At 40.5% G+C, this 19,968-nt stretch carries 21 protein-coding genes and 1 riboswitch; of the genes, 10 read left to right on the forward strand and 11 right to left on the reverse strand.

Annotation, left to right across the window (positions count from 1 at the left end; translation table 11 throughout):
• The first annotated feature begins 471 nt into the window (after positions 1-471).
• Positions 472-1,350, forward strand: coding sequence for a hypothetical protein (locus BIV59_RS05055; protein ID WP_071350371.1), 879 nt, complete (start codon positions 472-474; stop codon positions 1,348-1,350).
• A 106-nt stretch (positions 1,351-1,456) separates the two neighbouring features.
• Here BIV59_RS05055 and BIV59_RS24205 read toward each other — a convergent pair whose 3' ends face one another.
• Positions 1,457-1,582: a hypothetical protein gene (locus BIV59_RS24205; RefSeq protein ID WP_276205123.1), complete on the reverse strand. Its 126-nt coding sequence runs from the start codon at positions 1,580-1,582 to the stop codon at positions 1,457-1,459.
• A 12-nt stretch (positions 1,583-1,594) separates the two neighbouring features.
• Positions 1,595-2,818: a helix-turn-helix domain-containing protein gene (locus BIV59_RS05060; protein WP_071350372.1), complete on the reverse strand. Its 1,224-nt coding sequence runs from the start codon at positions 2,816-2,818 to the stop codon at positions 1,595-1,597.
• A 306-nt stretch (positions 2,819-3,124) separates the two neighbouring features.
• Between BIV59_RS05060 and BIV59_RS05065 the strand changes: the two genes are divergently transcribed.
• Positions 3,125-3,295: an aspartyl-phosphate phosphatase Spo0E family protein gene (locus BIV59_RS05065; protein ID WP_139194308.1), complete on the forward strand. Its 171-nt coding sequence runs from the start codon at positions 3,125-3,127 to the stop codon at positions 3,293-3,295.
• Positions 3,296-3,493: 198 nt separating this feature from the next.
• Positions 3,494-3,787 carry a YesK family protein gene (locus tag BIV59_RS22685; protein WP_083392052.1) on the forward strand — a complete coding sequence of 98 codons (294 nt, stop codon included), beginning with the start codon at positions 3,494-3,496 and terminating at the stop codon, positions 3,785-3,787.
• Between the two features lie 396 nt (positions 3,788-4,183).
• Here BIV59_RS22685 and BIV59_RS05070 read toward each other — a convergent pair whose 3' ends face one another.
• A complete protein-coding gene (locus tag BIV59_RS05070; protein WP_071350428.1) occupies positions 4,184-4,711 on the reverse strand; it encodes a GNAT family N-acetyltransferase in 528 nt (175 codons plus the stop codon).
• Between the two features lie 207 nt (positions 4,712-4,918).
• On the opposite strand from BIV59_RS05070, the gene BIV59_RS05075 reads away from it, so the two are divergent.
• Positions 4,919-5,617, forward strand: a complete 699-nt coding sequence (locus BIV59_RS05075; RefSeq protein WP_071350374.1) for a GDSL-type esterase/lipase family protein — start codon at positions 4,919-4,921, stop codon at positions 5,615-5,617.
• Between the two features lie 117 nt (positions 5,618-5,734).
• Here BIV59_RS05075 and BIV59_RS05080 read toward each other — a convergent pair whose 3' ends face one another.
• A complete protein-coding gene (locus tag BIV59_RS05080; protein WP_240501854.1) occupies positions 5,735-7,552 on the reverse strand; it encodes an ABC transporter ATP-binding protein in 1,818 nt (605 codons plus the stop codon).
• 187 nt (positions 7,553-7,739) lie between these two features.
• Between BIV59_RS05080 and BIV59_RS05085 the strand changes: the two genes are divergently transcribed.
• The 4 genes from BIV59_RS05085 to BIV59_RS05100 all read left to right on the forward strand — a co-directional run bounded on the left by BIV59_RS05085 (position 7,740) and on the right by BIV59_RS05100 (position 10,399).
• Positions 7,740-8,315 carry an RNA polymerase sigma factor gene (locus tag BIV59_RS05085; protein ID WP_071350375.1) on the forward strand — a complete coding sequence of 192 codons (576 nt, stop codon included), beginning with the start codon at positions 7,740-7,742 and terminating at the stop codon, positions 8,313-8,315.
• The gene (locus tag BIV59_RS05090) at positions 8,296-9,012 is read left to right on the forward strand and encodes an anti-sigma factor (RefSeq protein ID WP_170846086.1); all 717 of its coding nucleotides are present in this window, start codon (positions 8,296-8,298) and stop codon (positions 9,010-9,012) included. Before BIV59_RS05085 ends, BIV59_RS05090 begins: the two co-directional genes overlap by 20 nt.
• Positions 9,013-9,077: 65 nt before the next feature.
• The gene (locus BIV59_RS05095) at positions 9,078-9,560 is read left to right on the forward strand and encodes a DinB family protein (RefSeq protein ID WP_071350377.1); all 483 of its coding nucleotides are present in this window, start codon (positions 9,078-9,080) and stop codon (positions 9,558-9,560) included.
• 326 nt (positions 9,561-9,886) lie between these two features.
• Positions 9,887-10,399, forward strand: coding sequence for an acyl-CoA thioesterase (locus tag BIV59_RS05100; protein WP_071350378.1), 513 nt, complete (start codon positions 9,887-9,889; stop codon positions 10,397-10,399).
• 78 nt (positions 10,400-10,477) lie between these two features.
• Here the strand turns inward: BIV59_RS05100 and BIV59_RS05105 are convergent, their stop codons facing one another.
• On the reverse strand, positions 10,478-11,113 hold the full coding sequence (locus tag BIV59_RS05105; RefSeq protein WP_071350379.1) for a Bax inhibitor-1/YccA family protein: 636 nt from the start codon (positions 11,111-11,113) through the stop codon (positions 10,478-10,480).
• 164 nt (positions 11,114-11,277) lie between these two features.
• On the opposite strand from BIV59_RS05105, the gene BIV59_RS05110 reads away from it, so the two are divergent.
• Complete coding sequence (locus BIV59_RS05110; RefSeq protein ID WP_071350380.1) at positions 11,278-11,514, forward strand: group-specific protein; 237 nt, start codon at positions 11,278-11,280, stop codon at positions 11,512-11,514.
• A gap of 454 nt (positions 11,515-11,968) precedes the next feature.
• On the opposite strand, the gene BIV59_RS05120 is transcribed toward BIV59_RS05110, so the two are convergent.
• Positions 11,969-12,550 carry an ECF transporter S component gene (locus BIV59_RS05120; protein WP_071350382.1) on the reverse strand — a complete coding sequence of 194 codons (582 nt, stop codon included), beginning with the start codon at positions 12,548-12,550 and terminating at the stop codon, positions 11,969-11,971.
• 171 nt (positions 12,551-12,721) lie between these two features.
• Positions 12,722-12,854: riboswitch (FMN riboswitch) on the reverse strand.
• Positions 12,855-13,255: 401 nt separating this feature from the next.
• Between BIV59_RS05120 and serA the strand changes: the two genes are divergently transcribed.
• Positions 13,256-14,830: a phosphoglycerate dehydrogenase gene (serA, locus tag BIV59_RS05125; protein ID WP_071350430.1), complete on the forward strand. Its 1,575-nt coding sequence runs from the start codon at positions 13,256-13,258 to the stop codon at positions 14,828-14,830.
• A gap of 251 nt (positions 14,831-15,081) precedes the next feature.
• On the opposite strand, the gene BIV59_RS23525 is transcribed toward serA, so the two are convergent.
• The 5 genes from BIV59_RS23525 to BIV59_RS05145 all read right to left on the reverse strand — a co-directional run bounded on the left by BIV59_RS23525 (position 15,082) and on the right by BIV59_RS05145 (position 19,727).
• Positions 15,082-15,246, reverse strand: coding sequence for a hypothetical protein (locus BIV59_RS23525; protein ID WP_170846087.1), 165 nt, complete (start codon positions 15,244-15,246; stop codon positions 15,082-15,084).
• A 98-nt stretch (positions 15,247-15,344) separates the two neighbouring features.
• Positions 15,345-16,535 carry a hypothetical protein gene (locus tag BIV59_RS05130; RefSeq protein WP_071350383.1) on the reverse strand — a complete coding sequence of 397 codons (1,191 nt, stop codon included), beginning with the start codon at positions 16,533-16,535 and terminating at the stop codon, positions 15,345-15,347.
• Positions 16,510-17,061: an RNA polymerase sigma factor SigX gene (gene sigX, locus BIV59_RS05135; RefSeq protein ID WP_071350384.1), complete on the reverse strand. Its 552-nt coding sequence runs from the start codon at positions 17,059-17,061 to the stop codon at positions 16,510-16,512. The genes BIV59_RS05130 and sigX overlap by 26 nt, the downstream gene beginning before the upstream one ends.
• A gap of 162 nt (positions 17,062-17,223) precedes the next feature.
• Positions 17,224-19,014: an ATP-binding protein gene (locus BIV59_RS05140; protein ID WP_139194309.1), complete on the reverse strand. Its 1,791-nt coding sequence runs from the start codon at positions 19,012-19,014 to the stop codon at positions 17,224-17,226.
• Complete coding sequence (locus BIV59_RS05145) at positions 19,011-19,727, reverse strand: response regulator transcription factor (RefSeq protein ID WP_071350431.1); 717 nt, start codon at positions 19,725-19,727, stop codon at positions 19,011-19,013. The genes BIV59_RS05140 and BIV59_RS05145 overlap by 4 nt, the downstream gene beginning before the upstream one ends.
• Positions 19,728-19,968: the final 241 nt, after the last annotated feature.

Here is a 19,968-nt window from a genome sequence, read left to right on the forward strand (position 1 = left end):
TAAGGTGCGAGACTCCTGTGGGACTAGCGCGAAAGTGAGACCCCGCAAACTTTGCTGTGAGGCTCACCGCCCGCCCCACGGAAAGCGAGCATCCTGGAGCGGAAATCACCCCCTTGTTCAGGTAGCAGCAAAGTTTACGAAAACAGCCAAACCTTATAATGATAGGTACTTCTTTATTAAATTCAGTAAAAATAGTATTTGGTTAAGGAGCTTTGCGCTGGAATCAGCAGGCAAAAAATAATTTTTTTAATAGGATTGTAATATTATCCCGCAATCATTGGTTTTTCCCAAATACATACATAGGATTTAAACGAATATATGACTGAAATACTTTGAGAAAATAGTAAAAATTAATGAATTCGCCTTAATTTTTCCCAATATTCTTTCTATTAAAAAGATAGTAAAATAGATTTAAGAAAGGAGGGCTCATTTATACTAAATGGTCGAACTTAAATAGTAGGAGGGAATGTAATGAGGAAAAAAGTTGGGAAAGTTTTTGCTGGTTCTATTTTAGGAACTGCCATTGCCACATCCTCTGTATATGCATCCACCACATTCAACATACAAAATCATGTTGAATTCACCCTGCTTAACCAACAGTTTGCCAATCAAACAGATGAATTAAATAAAGCCCGGCCATTGTACAATCAGGATTTGCACAAGTTAAGCTCTGTCAATACGCAGAATAACGGCAGTACCCAAAGTGAACCAATGGCAGAACAACATCATTCAAATTCAGTTCCGCACTTTAATGTCCCCACTTCAGGCAATCATCAGAAAAACGGAACCGATGATCCCGCAAACCGCCAAAAAGCTGTGAATCAACTCCCCGTATATGATATACATGCAGCAGGCATTCAGGAGCCTGTGATTTCTGATAAGTCAGCCTCCATCCTTGCTCATCATCCCGCCCAAAGTATTGAAAAAAAGAAGCAGACTGCAGGGAAATACAGAGAAAACACAGGAAGTATGACGGTCAATAACAGAAGCCAAATAGATGGAAAGAAGGGGAATTCCTTATTTGAAGAAGAAGAAGGCAATGGCGTATTGGGTCTCACATATCAAGCCAGCGCGTTGAAGGGATTGTTATTTTATACTGTCGGCATTTCTTTCAGTAAAGAAGCATTAAAACTGGGGGTTGAGTTATTTAATGGAGGCAGGGAAGAAATCGGAAGATATTATGCTGAAGTTCCGGTCAATGGGCTTTGGGGAAAGGTTAAGGGAGGCTTTATGAATAAGATTATAATACCGGCAAGGAACTTATTATATAAAAGCCTTATAAGAGGATTTCCCTTAGCAGCTAAATATTCCGGAATTGGCTTCAAAGAAAAAGCCAAGTATGAAAAATAAGTGCAAGCCAAAAGCATTCAGCAGTTTGTGCGTACAGAAAAAAATCAGCCGGACATGGTTTAAGCTGTCCGGCTGATTCATGGTTTCGGCACAAAAGCAGTTCATTCTATAGAGGCGGCCAAATAGGATGTGCAGATATGGAAGAAGACACTGCTTCATGTGTCAGTCCTGCTGTACCGGAAAACGATAAACTCAATACAGTAATAGCAAGGGCAAACGCTAGCTTTTTCATATTCTTTTCCTCCTATTCACTTTGAATAAAATAATAAATGGCAGGCTCATATTTCCCTGATTCATGATAATACCTGGCAAGCATTTTTGAATAATGATGGAAATCTTGCTTGTTTTCCTTAGCTTGCAGAAAGGGAAGCACTTTTTCTTCGAGATGAACATAAGCAGTATCCTTTTGCTTATGAAGCAAATACAGGTAGAAAGCAGAGAGAAGGCTGTATTCCTGATTGTTTATGCACTTAGCCAAAGCCGATGCTTTCTTGAAATATTTTAAAGCAAGTTCATTCTCCGCGGCTGAGTAAAAAGTTTCAGCCAATGAATACACACTGACCAAATAATTGGGATGCTGCTGATTTTGCAGACTTAGGCTTTTTCTGTATAGATAAATTGCTTCTTCCTGATTCCCCATTTTTTTTCTTAAATCGGCAAAGTTATGATAAATCTGCGGAACCAGTTCTTTATCGCCAAGTATTTCTGTATTTCTCAGCAAATGTTTATAGCATTCCATTGCTTCAGCGTATATATCTGACTGGGTATAGTTGATTCCCAAAACCATGTGTGTATGAAGCATTCTTCTGAGGTTAAAGTGATTCGTGTAAAGCTGAAGGGCCTTCCTCGCATAAAATATGGCCTGGCCTGGCTGATTAAGGTGGCCCTTAACCATAGCAAGATGATAATATACCTCTGCACTAAGAAAGAGTTCTCCATGCTGATTATGAATAAGGCTCATCAAAAGTGAATCAGCTTCTGATAATTTCCTTTTCACTATTAAATATATGGCGCTGTAGCAATTATATAAGTATGTTTCATGTTGGGAAAAATTTTTTTTGTGTTTTTGAAGCCATTTTTTCTGATCTTCACTTTCTTGAATTTGATAGGTAAAAAGGCAATATCTGAACTTATACAGTTCATAAAGATAGAGATAGTCTGTGTGGGGGATCAGTTCTAGGTTATCTTGAAGAGTATCATAATCAGCCTGTGCATTTTCTGTTTGGTAGAAATGGATATTCTCTATCAGCTGATCAAGAAGCTGTTTAATTTTTTGTTCGTTTTTTTCAATATCCTTCACATTCTTGCCCAATTTCTGTAAAAGCAATGCTAAGGTTTCAGCATTAGCCTCTTTTGAATTGTTTTCGATTTTACTTAAATGAGGTATTGAACAAATTCCTTCTGACAACTCGCTTTGTGTAAGGCCTTCTTTCGTCCGGTAATATTTGATAAGAGAACCAATTTGCATGATATCACTCTCTTTCACATTAATACCTTAAATATATTATAAGCGAATGTATGTTTTTTCCCAATTAACCTAAAGAAGGATTTTATAGTTAAATACCTAATTATAAAGAAGGATGTAATTAGGGTTAAGTCAGCAGTGTATTTGGTTTTTGTGGGCTATTTACCCTGATATAGTCTTAATTTCCTATTCGTTTAGTTGTATAGAGGGTGATATTGTATGAAAATCTTGATTTTGGATAATTTTGAAATTATGATAGAATGGTAAAATTACCTAAATTAATGAAAGGGAAGCAGGGGGATGATTTGTATGGAAGCTGTGGATGCACTTATTGAAAAAAAACGCCAGGAAATGATCAGGATTGCAGGTGTTTGGGGATTTACAAGTCAAGAAACCATAAAAGCCAGCCAGGAATTAGACTCCCTGCTAAACTCAGTCCTTTTAACTGATAAATATATAAAAGAAACCGTAAATGTGTAGCGTATTCATGGTCGGAGAAAAATGGCTTCATTTATACGGTAGAATCAGATGAAGAATCCTTTCACTTAAATCCTTTTAATTTGGCAGTGATGGAAGCGAAGGGACGATTAGCTTTACGCAGATTTTCGGCGGGTCTCTTAAGCCCGGAAACTGCTGATTTTATGATTTATTTTTTAAAAAATTACACGTTAAAATGGTGTGGAAAATATTATACATTGGAGGGGGTGGAGAGAAATTCAAAACCTGATCATTATAACCGTTATTTTAATAATTGTCATTGCAGCTTTAGCGTCCTATTTATTAAAGAAATATCCATCTAAGAAAACTTTTACACTGCCGGGTTTGATTTTAACAACGTTATCCTTAATCGCAGCAATAGTATCTTACTTGACTGCAGATGGCTGGACCGTCATGGGGTATAGCATTTTGTTTGCTGCTGTTGCGATAGCCTCGCTTATAGGAACAGCGGCGGCAAAAATATTCACCAAATAAAAATGGATAGAATTCACTTAAGCCGCGTTTGCCTTATCAGCGCTGCTTTTTTATTATTCAGCTAAGTTTAATGCCTCAATACCCGCTAAATAGAAGAGACAGGAAATCAGGGAGCAGCTGTGAGATTGCTCTCACTGCCCGCCCCGCGGAAAGCGAACACCCTGGGGCGGAAATAAGCCTGCCTTGTTCCATAGTTCAGTCTCCTGATGATTCAGAAGCCAGCACTTCCTTAAGCTAGGTATTTCCCAAAGAAATGGTGCGTTTATTAAATAGCTGAGATTCTCCATTCTTCACAGCTATTGTTCTTGGGATAAAATCCCTTTAACCGGAGAACACCAAGGAAATGATATATGTATGCCAAAAAAGAAAATGCTAGCTCAAAATCACTAAAGCCCGTCACATTATGTTCGTTTTGGCTGGTGCTGTTATCTTTTTTCCGAGTATTATTAAATCTCTTTCTTCATCGTCAAGTACTGCAACTCCCGGAAGATGCCCCCACTGTTCAAACCCGAATTTAGAAAATAGCTTCAGGCTAGGCAGATTGTGTCCGAAAATGAAGCCAAGCAGATTTTTGATGCCTAATTGAGGAGATATTTCTATTGCTTTTTCGAGGCAAAGCCTTCCAATGCCCATCCCCCTAAAACGGCTGTCCATATAAATGCTGAGCTCAGCTGTACTTTCATAAGCAGGCCTGCCATAAAAGGATTGAAAACTTAACCAGCCGGCTATTTCTTGGTCTGCCATAATCAAAAACAATGGCCTTTTATTCATGGAATGCTCATGGAACCAGGAAATCCTGGATTCAATGGTTATAGGTGAGGTATCTGCTGTAACCATGCGGGAAGCAATGGTCGAATTGTAAATATCAACAATTGCCGGAAGGTCTTCTAATGCAGCTTCTTTAAAAAAAATGGATTTAGTCATAATTGTTCCCGTGCCTTTCTTTATTTCGATATCTTTAAACAGGCGCTTACCCTTTTTTACTATACATGAGTTTTCCTTTTGTGTGCCAGTCAATATTTAACAGCTTGTGTTATGGTTTTTTTGGGTCTGTGAATAATCGGTGTTGTTTTTTGAGTAAAGGGTATATGAATATGAAAGCATACTAGACAAACTTAAAAGGAGATTATCATGAAAGTAATGGCTTGGGGGCTTCTGCTTCTCTCAATTTTATGTTTGATATGGCAGGTGCATTTTTTTAATAAAGGGAAAAACGAGCGGGTGCTGATGGCATTTGGCGATTCTCTTACATATGGATATGGAGACAGGGAGGAAGAAGGATATGCTGGCAGGCTTGAGGACAAGGTTAACTCCCGCAGTTCAAAAGGAAATATTCATGTATGGAATTACGGTATATATGGACAGGAAACTGATGGAGTTTTAAACCAGCTGGATGATTTACAAATCAGGACAAAATTAAAAGAAGCAGAAAGTATGATTGTTTTCATCGGGACGAACGATTTACTGAACAGCAATGGCGGGGACCTTTCTCCTTTGCATGTAAACAATATTCGCAAAGAAAAGCCAGTATACATCCAGCATTTACATAAAATACTGAGCATATTGAGGAGTGAAAATAAGCAGGCTCCAATATTGGTGCTGGGGCTTTATAACCCGTATCCCGCCAGCCATTCAATTGAAAAGCAAATTGATGACTGGAACGATTCCATTTTGGCAGAAACGAATAAACATACTAAAATGAAGTATGTACCAACAAACGATTGCTTTAAACACATAGAAAAAAGTAAATACTTTAGTGATTCTCTTCATCCGAATAAAAAGGGATACGAGTTAATAACGAGAAAAATCCTTGAAGTCCAGCGTTTTTAGGATAAATAACAAGCACATGCCAATTAGCATGTGCTTGTTTGCATGTTGGAGTTTAAATAAGTGTAAGCAGCTGGCTCCTGAAGCAATGCCGCCTTGTGACTGCAATGGGACAGGCATTTATTTTTTGTTTTCTTTTATGCCCTTGTTTGGAAATTGCAGATTATGCAATGTTTTGTATCTGCCGCCTGCTTCCAGCAATTGGCTGTGAGTCCCGGACTCTGCGACTTGCCCATCTTCAATGACAATAATTTGGTCAGCCATTTTTATCGTTGATAGCCTGTGTGCAATTACAATGCTTGTCCGGTTTATCAAAAGGTGTGACAAAGCTTCCTGGATTAAATGCTCGGACTCGGTATCAAGAGAGGCGGTCGCTTCATCTAAAATAATGATTTCCGGGCTTCTCAATAAAGCCCTGCTGATGGCAATTCTCTGTTTTTGCCCCCCAGATAGTTTCACACCCCTTTCCCCGACTTGAGAATCATAGCCTTTGGGGAATGCCATAATGAACTCATGTGCATTGGCGGCCTTTGCCGCATCCATTATTTCCTGGTCGCTTGCTGAAATGTTTCCATAGGCGATATTATCCCTGATGGTTCCATTGAATAAGAAGATATCTTGAGAGACTATCCCTATTTGGCCCCTGAGTGATTTTAAAGTAACATCTCTAAGGTCATAACCATCTATTTGAATGCATCCCTGTATGGGGTCATAAAACCTTACAAGCAAACTGGCAATTGTAGATTTTCCGGCACCTGAGGAACCAGCAAGTGCAGTGAGCTGCCCCTTTGGGATTTTAAGATTGAGGTTTTTAATAACAGGAACATTCTCCTCATAAGAAAAATGCACATTTTTGAACTCGATGCCTTCTTTAAGCGGCGGAAGTTCTATTGCCTGTTTTTTATCAAAAATGACAGGTTTGGTTTCAAGTATCTCTGTAATTCTTTCATATGCCGCAGCGGATTGCTGAACAGTGCTTATCACTCGGCTGAAATTACGCACCGGGCTTTGAAGCAGCCTTAAATAGGCCATAAAAGCCACAATGGACCCTATAGTAAAATGGCCGGTCATCACCTGCCATGCCCCAATTACAATGACGGCAATCAGTCCGATATTATTAAATAAGTCGATGATAGGGCCAAGCAAAGCCCTTAGACGAACTGACTTAAGATTTGCTGACATGTTTTCTTTGTTTTTTTCTCCAAAGCGCGCTGACTCATGTTCTTCGTTTGTAAAGGATTGAATCAGCCTCATTCCGGATATGGAATCCTGCAGCTGATTGCTGACATCTGCAACCGAATCCTGCACAGTCCGAAAAGACCTTCTGATTTTCTTTCCAAATGAACGGGTGAAATATATCATGAACGGAAATGTCAGCAATAAAACAACCGTAAGCTTCCAGTTTATAAAAAGCATATAAACGGCAATGGCGAAGAATGTAACAATATCAGTGAATACCGCAAGCATGCTTGATGATATCAGCTGCTGAAGAATATTAACGTCGTTTGTGACGCGGGACATAATGTCACCGGTTCTGTTTTTATCAAAAAATTTCATATCAAGTGTTTGTATATGGCTGTACATATTGTTGCGAAGATCTAAAATGGCATGCTGGCCAATTACAGATACCATATAGGTGTTAAAGTAGTTCAAGATACCGAGAAATATGGCTGCGCCAAGTATAGATAGCGCTATAATGATCAATTGGTGAAATTGCTTGCCTGGAATAAGTTTGTCGATCGTGTACTGAGTCATTTGCGGAATGACAAACTCCAGGCATGATATAGAAAGCATGCTAAGAGCAATGCCGATTAAATAAATCCATTTGGACTGCACCCTCCGAAACATTTGCTTGAGCATGCTCCAAATGCTTCCTTTAGAAGGAGCTGCACTCGCTGCACTGCGGCCGCTATGGCTAAAAGGAATATGGCTTGCCAACTTGTTCCCTCCTTATTCGGTAAACAATTTTAAGTGAATTTCTATTTATATGCATCTGAAATTCAATTTAAATCGTTATATTGGCTGAAGTCAAATTTTGATAGGCTATCTGTAAAACTATTACAAAAGACAGTTATACGAAAACTGTTATAATCAGGTGGGATGAATAAAGAAAAAGGAGATATATATGAGTGATGTTGAAGCACAGCTATATCAAAAAATGAAGCTCGGCGATAAGAAGGCTTTAGAAGCTATTTATGACCGATACGCCAAACTCCTGTTTTCCTTTACATACAAAATGACAGGACAAAGTGAGTTATCTGAAGAAATTGTCCAAGAGGTATTTATTAAGTTATGGGCCGGAAAAGGATATTACGATGAAGGAAAAGGGAAGTTTTCAAGCTGGCTGCTGACGGTGACCCGAAATACTTGCATTGATCAGCTAAGAAAAAAGAAGGAATCAGCAGTACTTGAAAATCAGGATACCATTCCAAGTGATAATCCGAGTGTTGAAGATCTAGCGGAGTGGAGAGAAAACGGAAGCATTCTCAGGAAAGCAATATCAGAGCTTGGGGAAGAGCAGCAGAAAATGGTGGAACTGTTTTATTTTAAAGGATTATCACAGCAGAAGATTGCAGATTCCTGTAATTTGCCGCTCGGTACGGTAAAAGGAAGGATCCGTCTTGCGCTTGCACACCTAAAAAAACATTTACATGCATTTGGATATAAAGGAGGGGAATACCTTGGAAAAAAAGACTTGTGAACCAATTTTGGATTATATGAATGGCCAACTGAGTGATATGGATAAAAAAAGATTTGAAAAGCATCTTACAGGATGTGAAGAATGCCGTAATGAATTAGACGAGTGGCAAAGACTTATGCAAGACCTGCCATTTGCATCTGAGCCGATCGAACCGCCAATTGGCATGAAGGAACGTATTCTGGGGAATGTATTTACTGAGGAACCAGCGGCAGAGCCCGCGAAAAAAGCTGCACGTGAAAATAATTGGTTAAAGCCAATGCTTGCGGCAGCCCTGTTTTTATCTCTTCTTGGGAATGTCTATGCTGTTGTGAACAGCGGCAGTCAGAAAAACACTGCAACAGAACAGGTAAATGCCATTGATAAAGTTGAAAAAGCTGTGAGTTTAAAGGCATCAGATCACATTCAGTCAAATGCAAAGGCACTTATGATCAAAAATGATACCAGTTTAGAATTGGTGGTGCATGCTGATAAGCTGGATAAAATGAAAGGAAAAGAAGTTTATCAGGTTTGGCTTTTGGAGAAAGGAAAGCCATATCGTGCCGGTTCCTTTGTGCCAAACGATTCTGGTGAAGGAGGAGTCGTATTTAAGCTGGATTCATTCCGCAGCCATAAGTGGGATACCATTGCCATCACGCTTGAACCTGATGAAAAAAGCCAGACGCCTAAGGGAAATATTTTGCTGAGCAAACCGCTATAGCATGTCAGTTTTATAGAGTTGGAAAGCTTTGTATGTAAAAAAAGAGGCAAATGGAGGAGATATAAATGAATGAAAATGATGCTATCAGAAAATCCGTTTTGGAAAGTGTTGAAAATTTACCGCAGTCAAAATTGAATGCAGTGCCAGAAGGCGGAGGATGGAGCATTATGCAGATTCTTGAGCATTTATACTTGATGGAACGGTCTATAACCAAGTCGTTTTCAGTTTCACTTGCAGGCAATGAGAAAAAGGAAGTTTCCCCTAAACCGATAGAAATGACAACAGACCGTTCAACAAAGGTTGATGCTCCTCCTTTTGTCATTCCTGGGGATTCCTATATTTCTCTGGATGAAATGAAAAAGAAGCTTGAACAATCAAGAATGGATTTTATTAAAGTAACAGGAACCGCCAGTGAAGAAGATTTGAACCAAAAATCATTCAGGCACCCGCTTTTTGGAGACTTAAGCTTAAAGCAATGGGTTCCATTTGTGGGCCTGCACGAAAAGCGGCACCTTCAGCAAATAGAAGAAACCAAATCAAGAATCTAATAAAGTGTTTATTATAGGCTATTCTCTTCAGAATTGTAGTTCTGGAGTGTAAGGTGGAAGACTCCTGCGGGCTCTCCGCCCGCCACGTGGAAAGGGTGCATTTTGGAGCGGGAATCCTCCCTCGTTTCATAGCATTTGTAATATTGCCAGGTGATTATTTGGAGCGAAAAATAAGAGTTCATAAAATATACTAAGAAAATGATTTTTAAATATTTTTTTCCAATAAGGTAAAATTAGAGTTATATTAGCCTTTATTTGGCATAGGTAAATTACTTTAGTATAATGTAAATAGAGAAAAACTTACGTTGAAAAAGGAGATTGAAAATATGGAAGAAATCAAGTATTGCCGTGATTCACTGGTGATTAAAACCAGTATGGTGCTTCCCCCCGATACGAATAACATCGGGACAATGTTCGGAGGCAAATTAATGGCTTACATAGATGATGTGGCGGCAATTTCTGCAATGCGCCATGCCAGGAATTCTGTGGTTACTGCATCTACAGACTCCGTGGATTTTATGCACCCTATTCTTGAAGGAAATGCCGTTTGTCTTGAATCTTTTGTCACTTACACCGGAAGGTCTTCTATGGAAATTGTTGTAAAGGTTGTGGCTGAAGATCTGCTTTCTGGAGAACGGAACCTTTGTGCAATGTCGTTTTTAACATTCGTTGCAATTGACAAAGACGGCAAGCCGCAGCCTGTGCCTAAAGTTGTTCCGCAGACAGAAATGGAGAAAAGCCTCTATCAGACAGCCAAATCGCGAGCTGAACTGCGAAAAAACAGAAGAAAAGATACCCAGGATATTGCAAGCACGTTTGGCGTTGACCTGCCTTGGTAAACACAAAAAAACCAGCTTCTGGGAAAGCTGGTTTTTTTGTGTTTTTTTCCTGTTTAATGTTACTCTTCAAACTGTCCCTTAATCGTCGTTTGAGAGGATCCCAAAGAAACGAAGGATATTTATGAAAAGGTTGATGAAATCCAGATACAGATTCAAAGCCATCAGCGGCACTTCTTCGGCACTTACTCCGTAGTGTTTCATTCTGTTGATATCAAATAAAACATAACCGCTGAATACTAATATTCCAATAAAAGAATAAATCAGCATGGCCATTGAGCTAAGCGGGGAAAAAATATTAAAAATGCCCAGTACCACTAAAGCAAGAAGGGCAGCAAACAAAAATCCGCCGAGAAAAGAAAGGTCACGTTTAGTGGCTGATGCATAAAGTGCCAACCCGCCAAAAACTGCAGTAGCAGTAACTCCGGCCATTAATACCACATTAGCTCCAGATTCGGCAATATAGTGGGCAATGATCGGATAGGTTGTAATGCCAGAGATAAAAGTGAACAGATAAAGGAAAGTATATCCTATGGATTGTTTCTTCCTCATGATAAAGGCGCCGATCAGCATGGCCGCTTCAAGAAGGGCAAGAGGGAGAAACAGCGCCTGCGGAATATACATCCCCGCTGCCATTCCAATAACGGAAACGGCCAGTGATAAAGCAAAAGAGCGAAGCACGGATGGCATATAATTAGGGGCAGTCTGTGTATACATGAATTCACCTCGAAAAAGAATTATATCTATTAAGCTCTGCTTAGCATAGAGCTTTAACAGTACTATTTATTAATACGAAACAAATGCAGATAAGTTTCATTTTTATCATTTTTGGTCTAATCTTATTCAGTATCGAAGGAAAATTGGTATGGAGGGAAATTAAAATGAGCGAATGCAAATTGAATCATAGTGAAGCGGATATAAAACTAAAAATTGAACAGCAGCGAAAATTTTTGCCAGAAGATGTTTTAAACGGGCTTAAGCAGTTTACTGCAATGGAATCTCGCCAGGAACAGCTAAATGAAGTATTTCATTTATTGAAAAAGTATGACCTCTCCTCCAAAGAAGAACAGGAGAAAAGAAATCAATTGTTTTTACAAATATTCAAAGAAACACTGTGATTAAAGCAGGCCCGGGATTCCGGGCCTATATTTATGCAGAACTCTTTTCCCAAAGATTGTTGCTTCCTAAAAAGTTCTCGAGGCAAATCGATTGTTATAGCAGGTTGATTGGAGCGGAAGGTGCGGAGAGTCCTGCGGGATCAGCGTGTCAGGTGAGAGCCCGCAGACGCAAGTTGAGGAGGCTCAGCGCACGCCCCGCGGAAAGCGAAGCATCCTGGAGAGGAAAACAGCCACTGGTTCAGGTAGCTGCAAAGTTTACGAAAACAGCCTAAAACATTATGCTTTAGGGATATTAGGACAGAGACAAAAAAATACCGATAAGTCTAAAGGCTGCCAACAAATCCGGCAGCCTTTTTAAGGTTATCCATTTATGTTCCCAATGAGCTCTGAGGAAAAATTCTTACTGCATACAAAAGCCGAAAGCTTGTTATGCTTTCGGCTTTTCCTGCAAAATTTAAGCATTTTTATAGCGTGCCTGTTTATTGATCCAGGGGTGAAGGCGTGTGAACAGCAGCATAAATACAATCCCCATTAATACACCCTTAATCATATTGAACGGAAGGATCGCTGTCGTTACAAGCTGTCTTGTTTGTTCGCCAGACATTGCCGCCCATCCCATGAACATCGTATACGCCGGAAGAAAGACAAAATAATTCAGCAGGCTCATCAGGATCGCCATCGAAACAGCTCCCCCGGCAAGCCCTAATGTCATTCCTTTTTTAGAGCTCGCTTTTTTATAGATATAATATGCAGGAAGAACAAAAACAACTCCTGCTACAAAATTTGCAATATGTCCAACAGGGACACCTGTAGGGCTTCCAATCACGACAAAATCCAGCAGGTTTTTAATGAATTCAACCAGAATGCCGGCCAATGGCCCAAAAATCAAGGCAGCAACCAAAGCTGGAAGATCACTGAAATCGATTTTCAGATATGGAGGCAAACCGGGAAACGGAAAATTCAGCAGCATCAAAAGATATGCCAGACTCCCGAGCATCGCCACTGTGACCATTTTTTTAACTTTACTTTCTTTCATAGTTCTCTCTCCTTCTTTTTTGTGTCTACCCCACGAAAAAGAGGATTGGTTCCTTTTTTGCCTGCAGATTCCAATAAAAAACCCTTTAATTCACATTGAAATTAAAGGGATAAATAGCGGCATCAGCAAACAAACGTTCAGCAGACATGCTGTTTTGAACGTTGCCGGAACCTCCATCTTCTCCCATCCAGACTATACTGTCGGCTTTGGAATCTCACCAAATCCTGCCCTAAGGCTCGCGGGCTTAGAAGGTTAATCCTTCATCACCGCCGGTGGGGAATCTCACCCCGCCCCGAAGATAGACCTATAAAATTATCTTACACTTTTAGATTATATACGATTTTCTTTTTCTTGAAAAGTCATTTGATTATATTCTATAAAGTGCCCCTGAGATTCGGCTTGCTGGCTTACGTTCAGGCGGGAAGTATGGCAGCCCCAAACATTCCCCGCAATCCCCCTTCAGTCAGTAATTAGTATCAGCATAAAGCTTTAACATAACTTTATTTAAAAAATATATTTTCTTTTTTTCATCAGCTCCCCTTTGGAAGCAGAATTTCTTCTGCTGACAGCCTTTCTGAGGCCCTGCCGAAATTATCTTTCCAGCATAATAATTCCGTTAAGCGTTTACATTTGTATTTACTAAATTGACAGTTTGTAAAACCTTCTGTAAAATTGACAGAAAATTCTTATAGGCAGGTGTACATGGTGTATCATATTTTAATTGCAGATGCTATTAAGCCCGAAGGACTAGGCCCTCTTCTTGAGGCGCCGGACATCCTTCTCATAAACAAAACAGTAACAGAAGCAGAAGAAGAGCTTGATCAGGTTGATGCGATTCTGGTCAGGAGCGCGACAACCGTCACAGAAGAATTAATGGATCGTATGCCGAATTTAAAAATCATTGCACGTGCAGGTGTAGGCATTGATAATATCGACGTCCCGGCAGCTACTAAGCGCGGCATCGTTGTTGTAAATGCACCAGACGGAAATACCATGTCCACTGCTGAGCATACTTTTGCCATGATGGCTTCATTAATGCGCCACATTCCACAGGCTCATTCTTCCCTTAAGAATGGAGAATGGAAACGCTCATCCTTCACTGGCACTGAACTATACGGAAAAACACTGGGAATCGTGGGCATGGGGCGAATTGGCAGTGAAATTGCCAAAAGAGCCAAAGTGTTTGGCATGACACCAGCGGTTTATGACCCCTTTTTGACAGCGGAACGCGCTAAAAAGATGGGCGTCCTCTCTTTATCTCTTGAGGAGCTGCTGAAAACAGCCGATATCATTACCGTCCATACTCCATTGACAAAAGATACTAGGAATCTATTAAACAAAGAAAATCTCAGCACATGCAAAAAAGGTGTATATCTTCTGAATTGCGCACGCGGCGGCATTATTAATGAAGATGATTTGTATACCCTGATACAGGAAGGCCACATTGCCGGTGCTGCCATAGATGTATTTGCTATAGAGCCTCCTCTTGGTCATAAGCTGCTAACGCTGGATTCTGTCATCGCTACTCCGCATCTCGGTGCTTCAACTAAAGAAGCTCAGCTCAATGTGGCAACACAGGTCGCTCAGGAGGTACTGCTGTTTTTAAATGGAAATCCTGTTTCCAATTCAATAAATCTTCCTGCTATATCAAAGGAATTATTCGAAAAAGTACAGCCGTATTATCAGCTTGTAAAGCAAATGGGCTCTATCGTTTCACAATGCATGAAGGAAGGAATTCACGAGATATCGGTTACCTACGCAGGAAGCGACCTTGATTTTGATCACTCAATATTGACAAAAAGCTTAATATCCGGCTTTTTCAAACACCGTTTAGATATTCCCGTCAATGAGGTGAATGCCCTTTTAGTGGCAAAAGAACGGGGAGTGACTATCGGGGAGAAGATTGCGGCTGAAACTTCCGGTTACTCAAATCTCATTACCGTCACTGCAAAAGGAGATACAGGGCTGCTGGGCATTAGCGGTACGCACATAGAGGGTTATCATTCAAGAATTGTCACCTTAAACGGCTTTAACATTGATTTCCATCCCGAGGGGAATTTTCTTTATATTCAGCATAGAGACCGCCCCGGTGTTATTGGAAGAGTGGGAAAAATACTCGGAGACCATGATGTGAATATTGCCACTATGCAGGTAGGCCGAAAAGAAGCGGGCGGAGAAGCCATTATGGTATTATCCTTCGATAAACGCCTTAACGAAGAAGCTTCCGGCAAACTGGGTGACTTGGATGATATCACATTCATGTCCAGAATCACACTGTGACTTTCAATTAAAGTATTGGCTTTGTTAAAGTATATGACTGCATTCTGTACTATTGGGGATGATTTGCTTCTGAGGATGGGCGCCAGAGGCGAAATCTGGCCGCAGCCCGTGTGAGGAGGGTGCTTGGCAGTCCTCTTAGTAATTGTACAAAAACATGCATGTAAACAAATTCAAAAAAGGAGAATGCATCTCATTCTCCTTTTTCCCATGCATTTACAGAAAAAAATCTCTGCTTCCCGGTGTGTCATTTATCAGCTCCAGGAATCATGCATGCATACTGACCGGCTCCAGTTGCTCCCGGAAAATGCCTGCTCCCTTTTTTCTTGAGCATGTCCGCTTTTTCCGCCAATAATTAATAACCCAACGCATAGTCCAATAATGACTGCAATCAGCAGCCTTTTTCCATAATCAAGCATCAGATACCCCCTAAGCCGTTTATACTTTTTTATGGTATGTGAAAAGTGTTCAATATAGAACGGTCTTAGAGGAATGTTTTCAGTTCTGAATTTGGCTATTATTGGTTTTTGATTGATGAAATGACATTTGGAGCTTGGGGCACTCTTATAGCTCTGTTTAATTGGAAATTGCCGATTTTTGCAAGAGGCGGATTTTTAAAATTAACCCATTCATAGCCGAAATCCTTTGCTGTAAATAAAATTGCTTCTACGGTTTGTGAACCTGCTTTTGTATCTTTCAGCTCGGAATCAGAAGAAAGAAAAATCGTTACTTTTTTTTCTTTTTTGTTTTCCAGGATTTTCGTCCATTTAAGTGCCCTCGGAATCGAAGGCTTTACTCCCTCTATGCCTGGATTTTTTTTGGCCGATGCAAGCGCATCTCCAATATAGCTATATTCCATGTACGGCACGATATAGGATGGAGATTTCGTATCGGCCTGATAAATAAGGTATGACTGCCTGGAGCTTGCCTGAAGCTTTTCTTCTCTAATCCACCCGGTTTCCGGGAAGCTTGCTCCCGCTTTCCCATTTTCCGATAGCGTGAATTTGACAACATGCTGATACTTCATTGTTTGGCGGATCGTTCTCAAAAAAAGCTGATCATCTCTAATGGCACGGCTTTTTGCCGGGATGTCTATATTTATACTGGATTCACCGGGATTTTTAGCAAAAGTCAGCTGAAGAGGATAATAATCCCCTAACCCCAAGACTTTACCTTTGAGGCCATCCATATTTTTTTTCAGCACATCCAGCCTTTTGCTTTCTGGAAATTGTTTCACTTCTAATGAAACTGGAATAATTAAATTAAATTGCCGGTCCGGTACCCCTATTGTAATAACCCTGTTTTTTGACAGCATGGCAGCTTCTGATTTCCCAGCCGGATTCTCGCCGCCAGCTCCCTGCAGTTTTCCGGAAACCATTTTTTCAGAAGCCGTCTTTTGATTGACAGAATCATCAGCTGCAAGATTGCTCCTGTCAATCTGTTTATCTGCACGTGTGCTGTTTGCCTGTTTCATATAGATTTGGCTGGAAAGATGATTTCTTTCATAAAAAAATGAAACGGAAAGCAGCAAAATAATAACCAAAGAAAAAGCTGCTGTAACGGCAGGAATCCAGCTTCTCTTTCTTTTAAATAATTTTAGAGAAAAAAGAGACTGATAGATTTCTACTTGGTTGCGTTTATCACTGATTTCAGGCATTTGATGAAGCAGTTTTTTTATTTCATCATCGCTCCATCGGGATTTTTTCATTTTGCTCCCCCTCCTCTCCTATATACTCCTCCATCATTTTTTTAACGGCCTTCAAAGCTCTGTGCTGTGTTGTTTTCACCTTGCTTAAGCTCCAGTTCAGCACCTCTGCCGCTTCAGCCGTCGAAAGCCCCTGTACAAAGCGCAGCACCAGGACAGATTTTTGGTCCATCGTGCAGCGGTCGAGGCTTTTATAAATTTGCTGAATATCTTCTTTTTGCAGTGCTATTTCCTCCGGCAGGGGTGCTGTGTCCTTTACCGTCTGCTTATTCCAATCGAAATTATGGAAAAGCCTTTCCTTAAAGCCTTTTTGCTTTCGGAAATGATCAATTGCTGCATTTCTGGCAATGGAATAAAGCCAGGTCTTTTCACTGCTTTTCCCCTGAAATTGCTCATATGACTTCAGCACCCTGATATAGACTTCCTGGACGATATCTTCTGCTGTTTCTCTGTTTCCTGTCATATAATATAAGAATTGATAAAGTTCTTTATGGTAGTTTTGATATAGCTCATGGAAAACGGAGTCCATCTTTTCCCTCCTCCGTTAAAATATTGTCATATTGCTATCAATAAGTCATACCTTCATCATAGTCCCATAACCCAAAAAAAGGAAGATATTCCGAGAAATATCTTCCTTTTTTTGCAGCGTCCGCGTTTCTTATGAAACAAGATTATCCGCCACGCTTTTATCCTATTTTTCATTTTCTTTCATTTTCCGAGGCAATATAAAGGTAAATGTCGTTCCTTTTCCAAGCAAGCTATTGACTGTAATCATGCCTTCATGAGCATCAATGATATTTTTTGCAATAGCAAGACCCAGCCCTGTACCTGATTGTCCTCGTGTCCGAGATTTGTCGGCCTTATAAAATCGCTCAAACACAAAGGCCAAATCTCCTTCAGGAATCCCGGATCCTGTATCTTTCACATCAATGATCAAGCCTCTTCTTTCATCGATCCGCTGAAGAACTTTAACTTCGCCGCCAACTGGAGTATGGCGGATGGCATTGTCAATCAGATTTGTCAGAACCTGTTCAATCCGGTCAGGATCGAAATCCCATCTGGCATCTTGGTCCTGCATATCCGTCTGGATGATAATGTCCTTTTCTTTTGCAAGTCCGGAAAATTTAGCGGCAATCCTCCCCAGATAAACATCCAGCTCTACTTCTTCATAATTTAAAACAATATGTCCTGATTCCATTCTGGCAAGATCGAGAAGATCATTCACCAGCCGGCCCATTCTGAGGGATTCATCATAAATGACCTTGGCCATTTCCATATTTTCTTCCTTGCTGCCGGCAATATCATCAATAATCGCTTCACTATATCCCTGCACCATCGAGATGGGGGTTCTGAGTTCATGTGAAACATTTGCGATAAAATCATCGCGCAGCTTATCCATTTTTCTCTCATCTGTCATATCACGAATGATAGCGACGGCCCCCCGGATGCTGTTTGATCCGTATAAAGGACTGACAATCAAAACCCAATCATGCCCCTGCAGCGTGATTTCACCAATCTGTTCTTTATCCTTTTCTTCTGATGCGTTAAAAAGATTCATCAAGACAGCCGGAACACCATCATCCGGTTCACGGTTAAATCCTTTTTCAAAATACCAGCTATGAAGAAAACGCTCTGCAGGCGGATTGGTTTCGAGGATAGCACCATCTTTATCAAAGGTAATAACACCATCTGCCATACTGCTTAAAATGCTGGCTAAATGTTCCTTCTCCTGGCTGAGTTCGTTAATATTAAAGCTTAACTGGTTTCCCATCTGGTTAAATGCAGCCGCAAGCTCCCCAATTTCATCCTGAGTGACAATCGGGACCTTAGTGTCGAACTTTCCCCGGGCGACTTCTAGGGCAGCTTCACGCATTTTCCTAAGCGGCGCATTAATCCTTGTTGAAAGAAAAAATGCAAACACTGTTGTCAGAATGATGGCGACCCCGGCAGCAAGCAAAATGAATTTAGTCGTAGAATGAATGGCTTTCTCCATGGACTCCAGTGATTGAAACAGAAAAATTTCTTCTTTCTTTCCATCGAGCTGCAGGGGCACTCCGATTACAATAGCAGAAATTCCCTGGCTGCCCGGAATATCAGAAGGAAATAACATCTCTTTCTTAACTGTCATTCTTTTTTTAAAAACATTTTCCAATTCATTATCATTTTTAAGGATACTAGGTAAATCTGCTGCATTTTTATGTTCAAATGTGCTGAAAATGACTTCTTTGTTATTCAATACAAGCATTTTTGTTTCCTTGCCGACCATATCAGAAGCAATCTGCAAAACCTGATCGGTATCCGGATTATCATGGATGACCTTCACAATTCGTTCCGCTGATTTCGTTAAATCATTTTCCACCTGGTCTATCTGGAAATTTTCAAAAAACTGCATGAGCAGCACGGTAAGAATACTCAGTACAAGTGAAACCAGCAGCAAAATCGTTATCCACAGCTTTCCAACAACACTCCGCCAGAACATCAGTCAGCTGTCACCTCAAATTTATAGCCGACACCCCAAACCGTAACAATCATCCGTGCAGCATTTTCGGAGATCCGGTTCAGTTTTTCACGAAGCCGCTTAACATGTGTATCTACCGTCCGAAGATCTCCAAAAAATTCATAATGCCAGACTTCTTTTAATAGCTGTTCCCGGTCAAACACTTTATCCGGGGACTTTGCCAGAAAGTAAAGCAGTTCATATTCCTTCGGTGTAAGTGAGACTTCCTTGCCGTCCGCAGTCACCCTGTGTGCATCATTATCGATATTCAAGTGAGGAAAAACAATCACATCGTGTGAAGCAATTTCAGGCTGGATAAAGCTTGCATGGGAGGATCTGCGCAAAAGCGCCTTCACCCTCAGCACCACTTCGCGCGGGCTGAAAGGCTTGACGATATAATCATCTGTGCCTGCTTCAAAGCCTTGCACACGATTTATTTCTTCTCCCTTTGCAGTCAGCATAATAATTGGGGTGGATTTCTTCTCCCGAAGCTCCCTGCACACCTCAATTCCATCCTTGCCGGGCATCATAATGTCTAGAAGAATGACATCATATTCATTTTCCAGTGCTTTTACAAGGGCAATATCGCCATTTTCCGCTTCATCAATGATATAATCTTCTCTTTCTAAATACATTCTGAGTAAACGGCGGATTCTTTCTTCATCATCTACCACCAATATTTTCAGTGTTTGATCCATGACAGATTTTCCTCCCCTTTCATTTTTTAGTACAGGGTACCTTTTGCTAAAGGCTTTGTTAAACTTGCATGCCCTTGGAGGGAGCCTCTCATAGCTCATTCCCGCGGGGTTTCGACTTCAGCACCAATCTCCTGAAGTCTTCAATCAGCAAAATACAATTCATTTATGGTTTTTAAAAGCTCCGGCATAAAAGCTGATTCATCTTGCAAATGAATCTATTTGTGAAAATACACGACATTAT

Origin of the sequence: Bacillus sp. MUM 13 (assembly GCF_001866725.1) — a bacterium.
In the GTDB taxonomy this organism is placed as follows: Bacteria; Bacillota; Bacilli; order Bacillales; family DSM-1321; genus Peribacillus.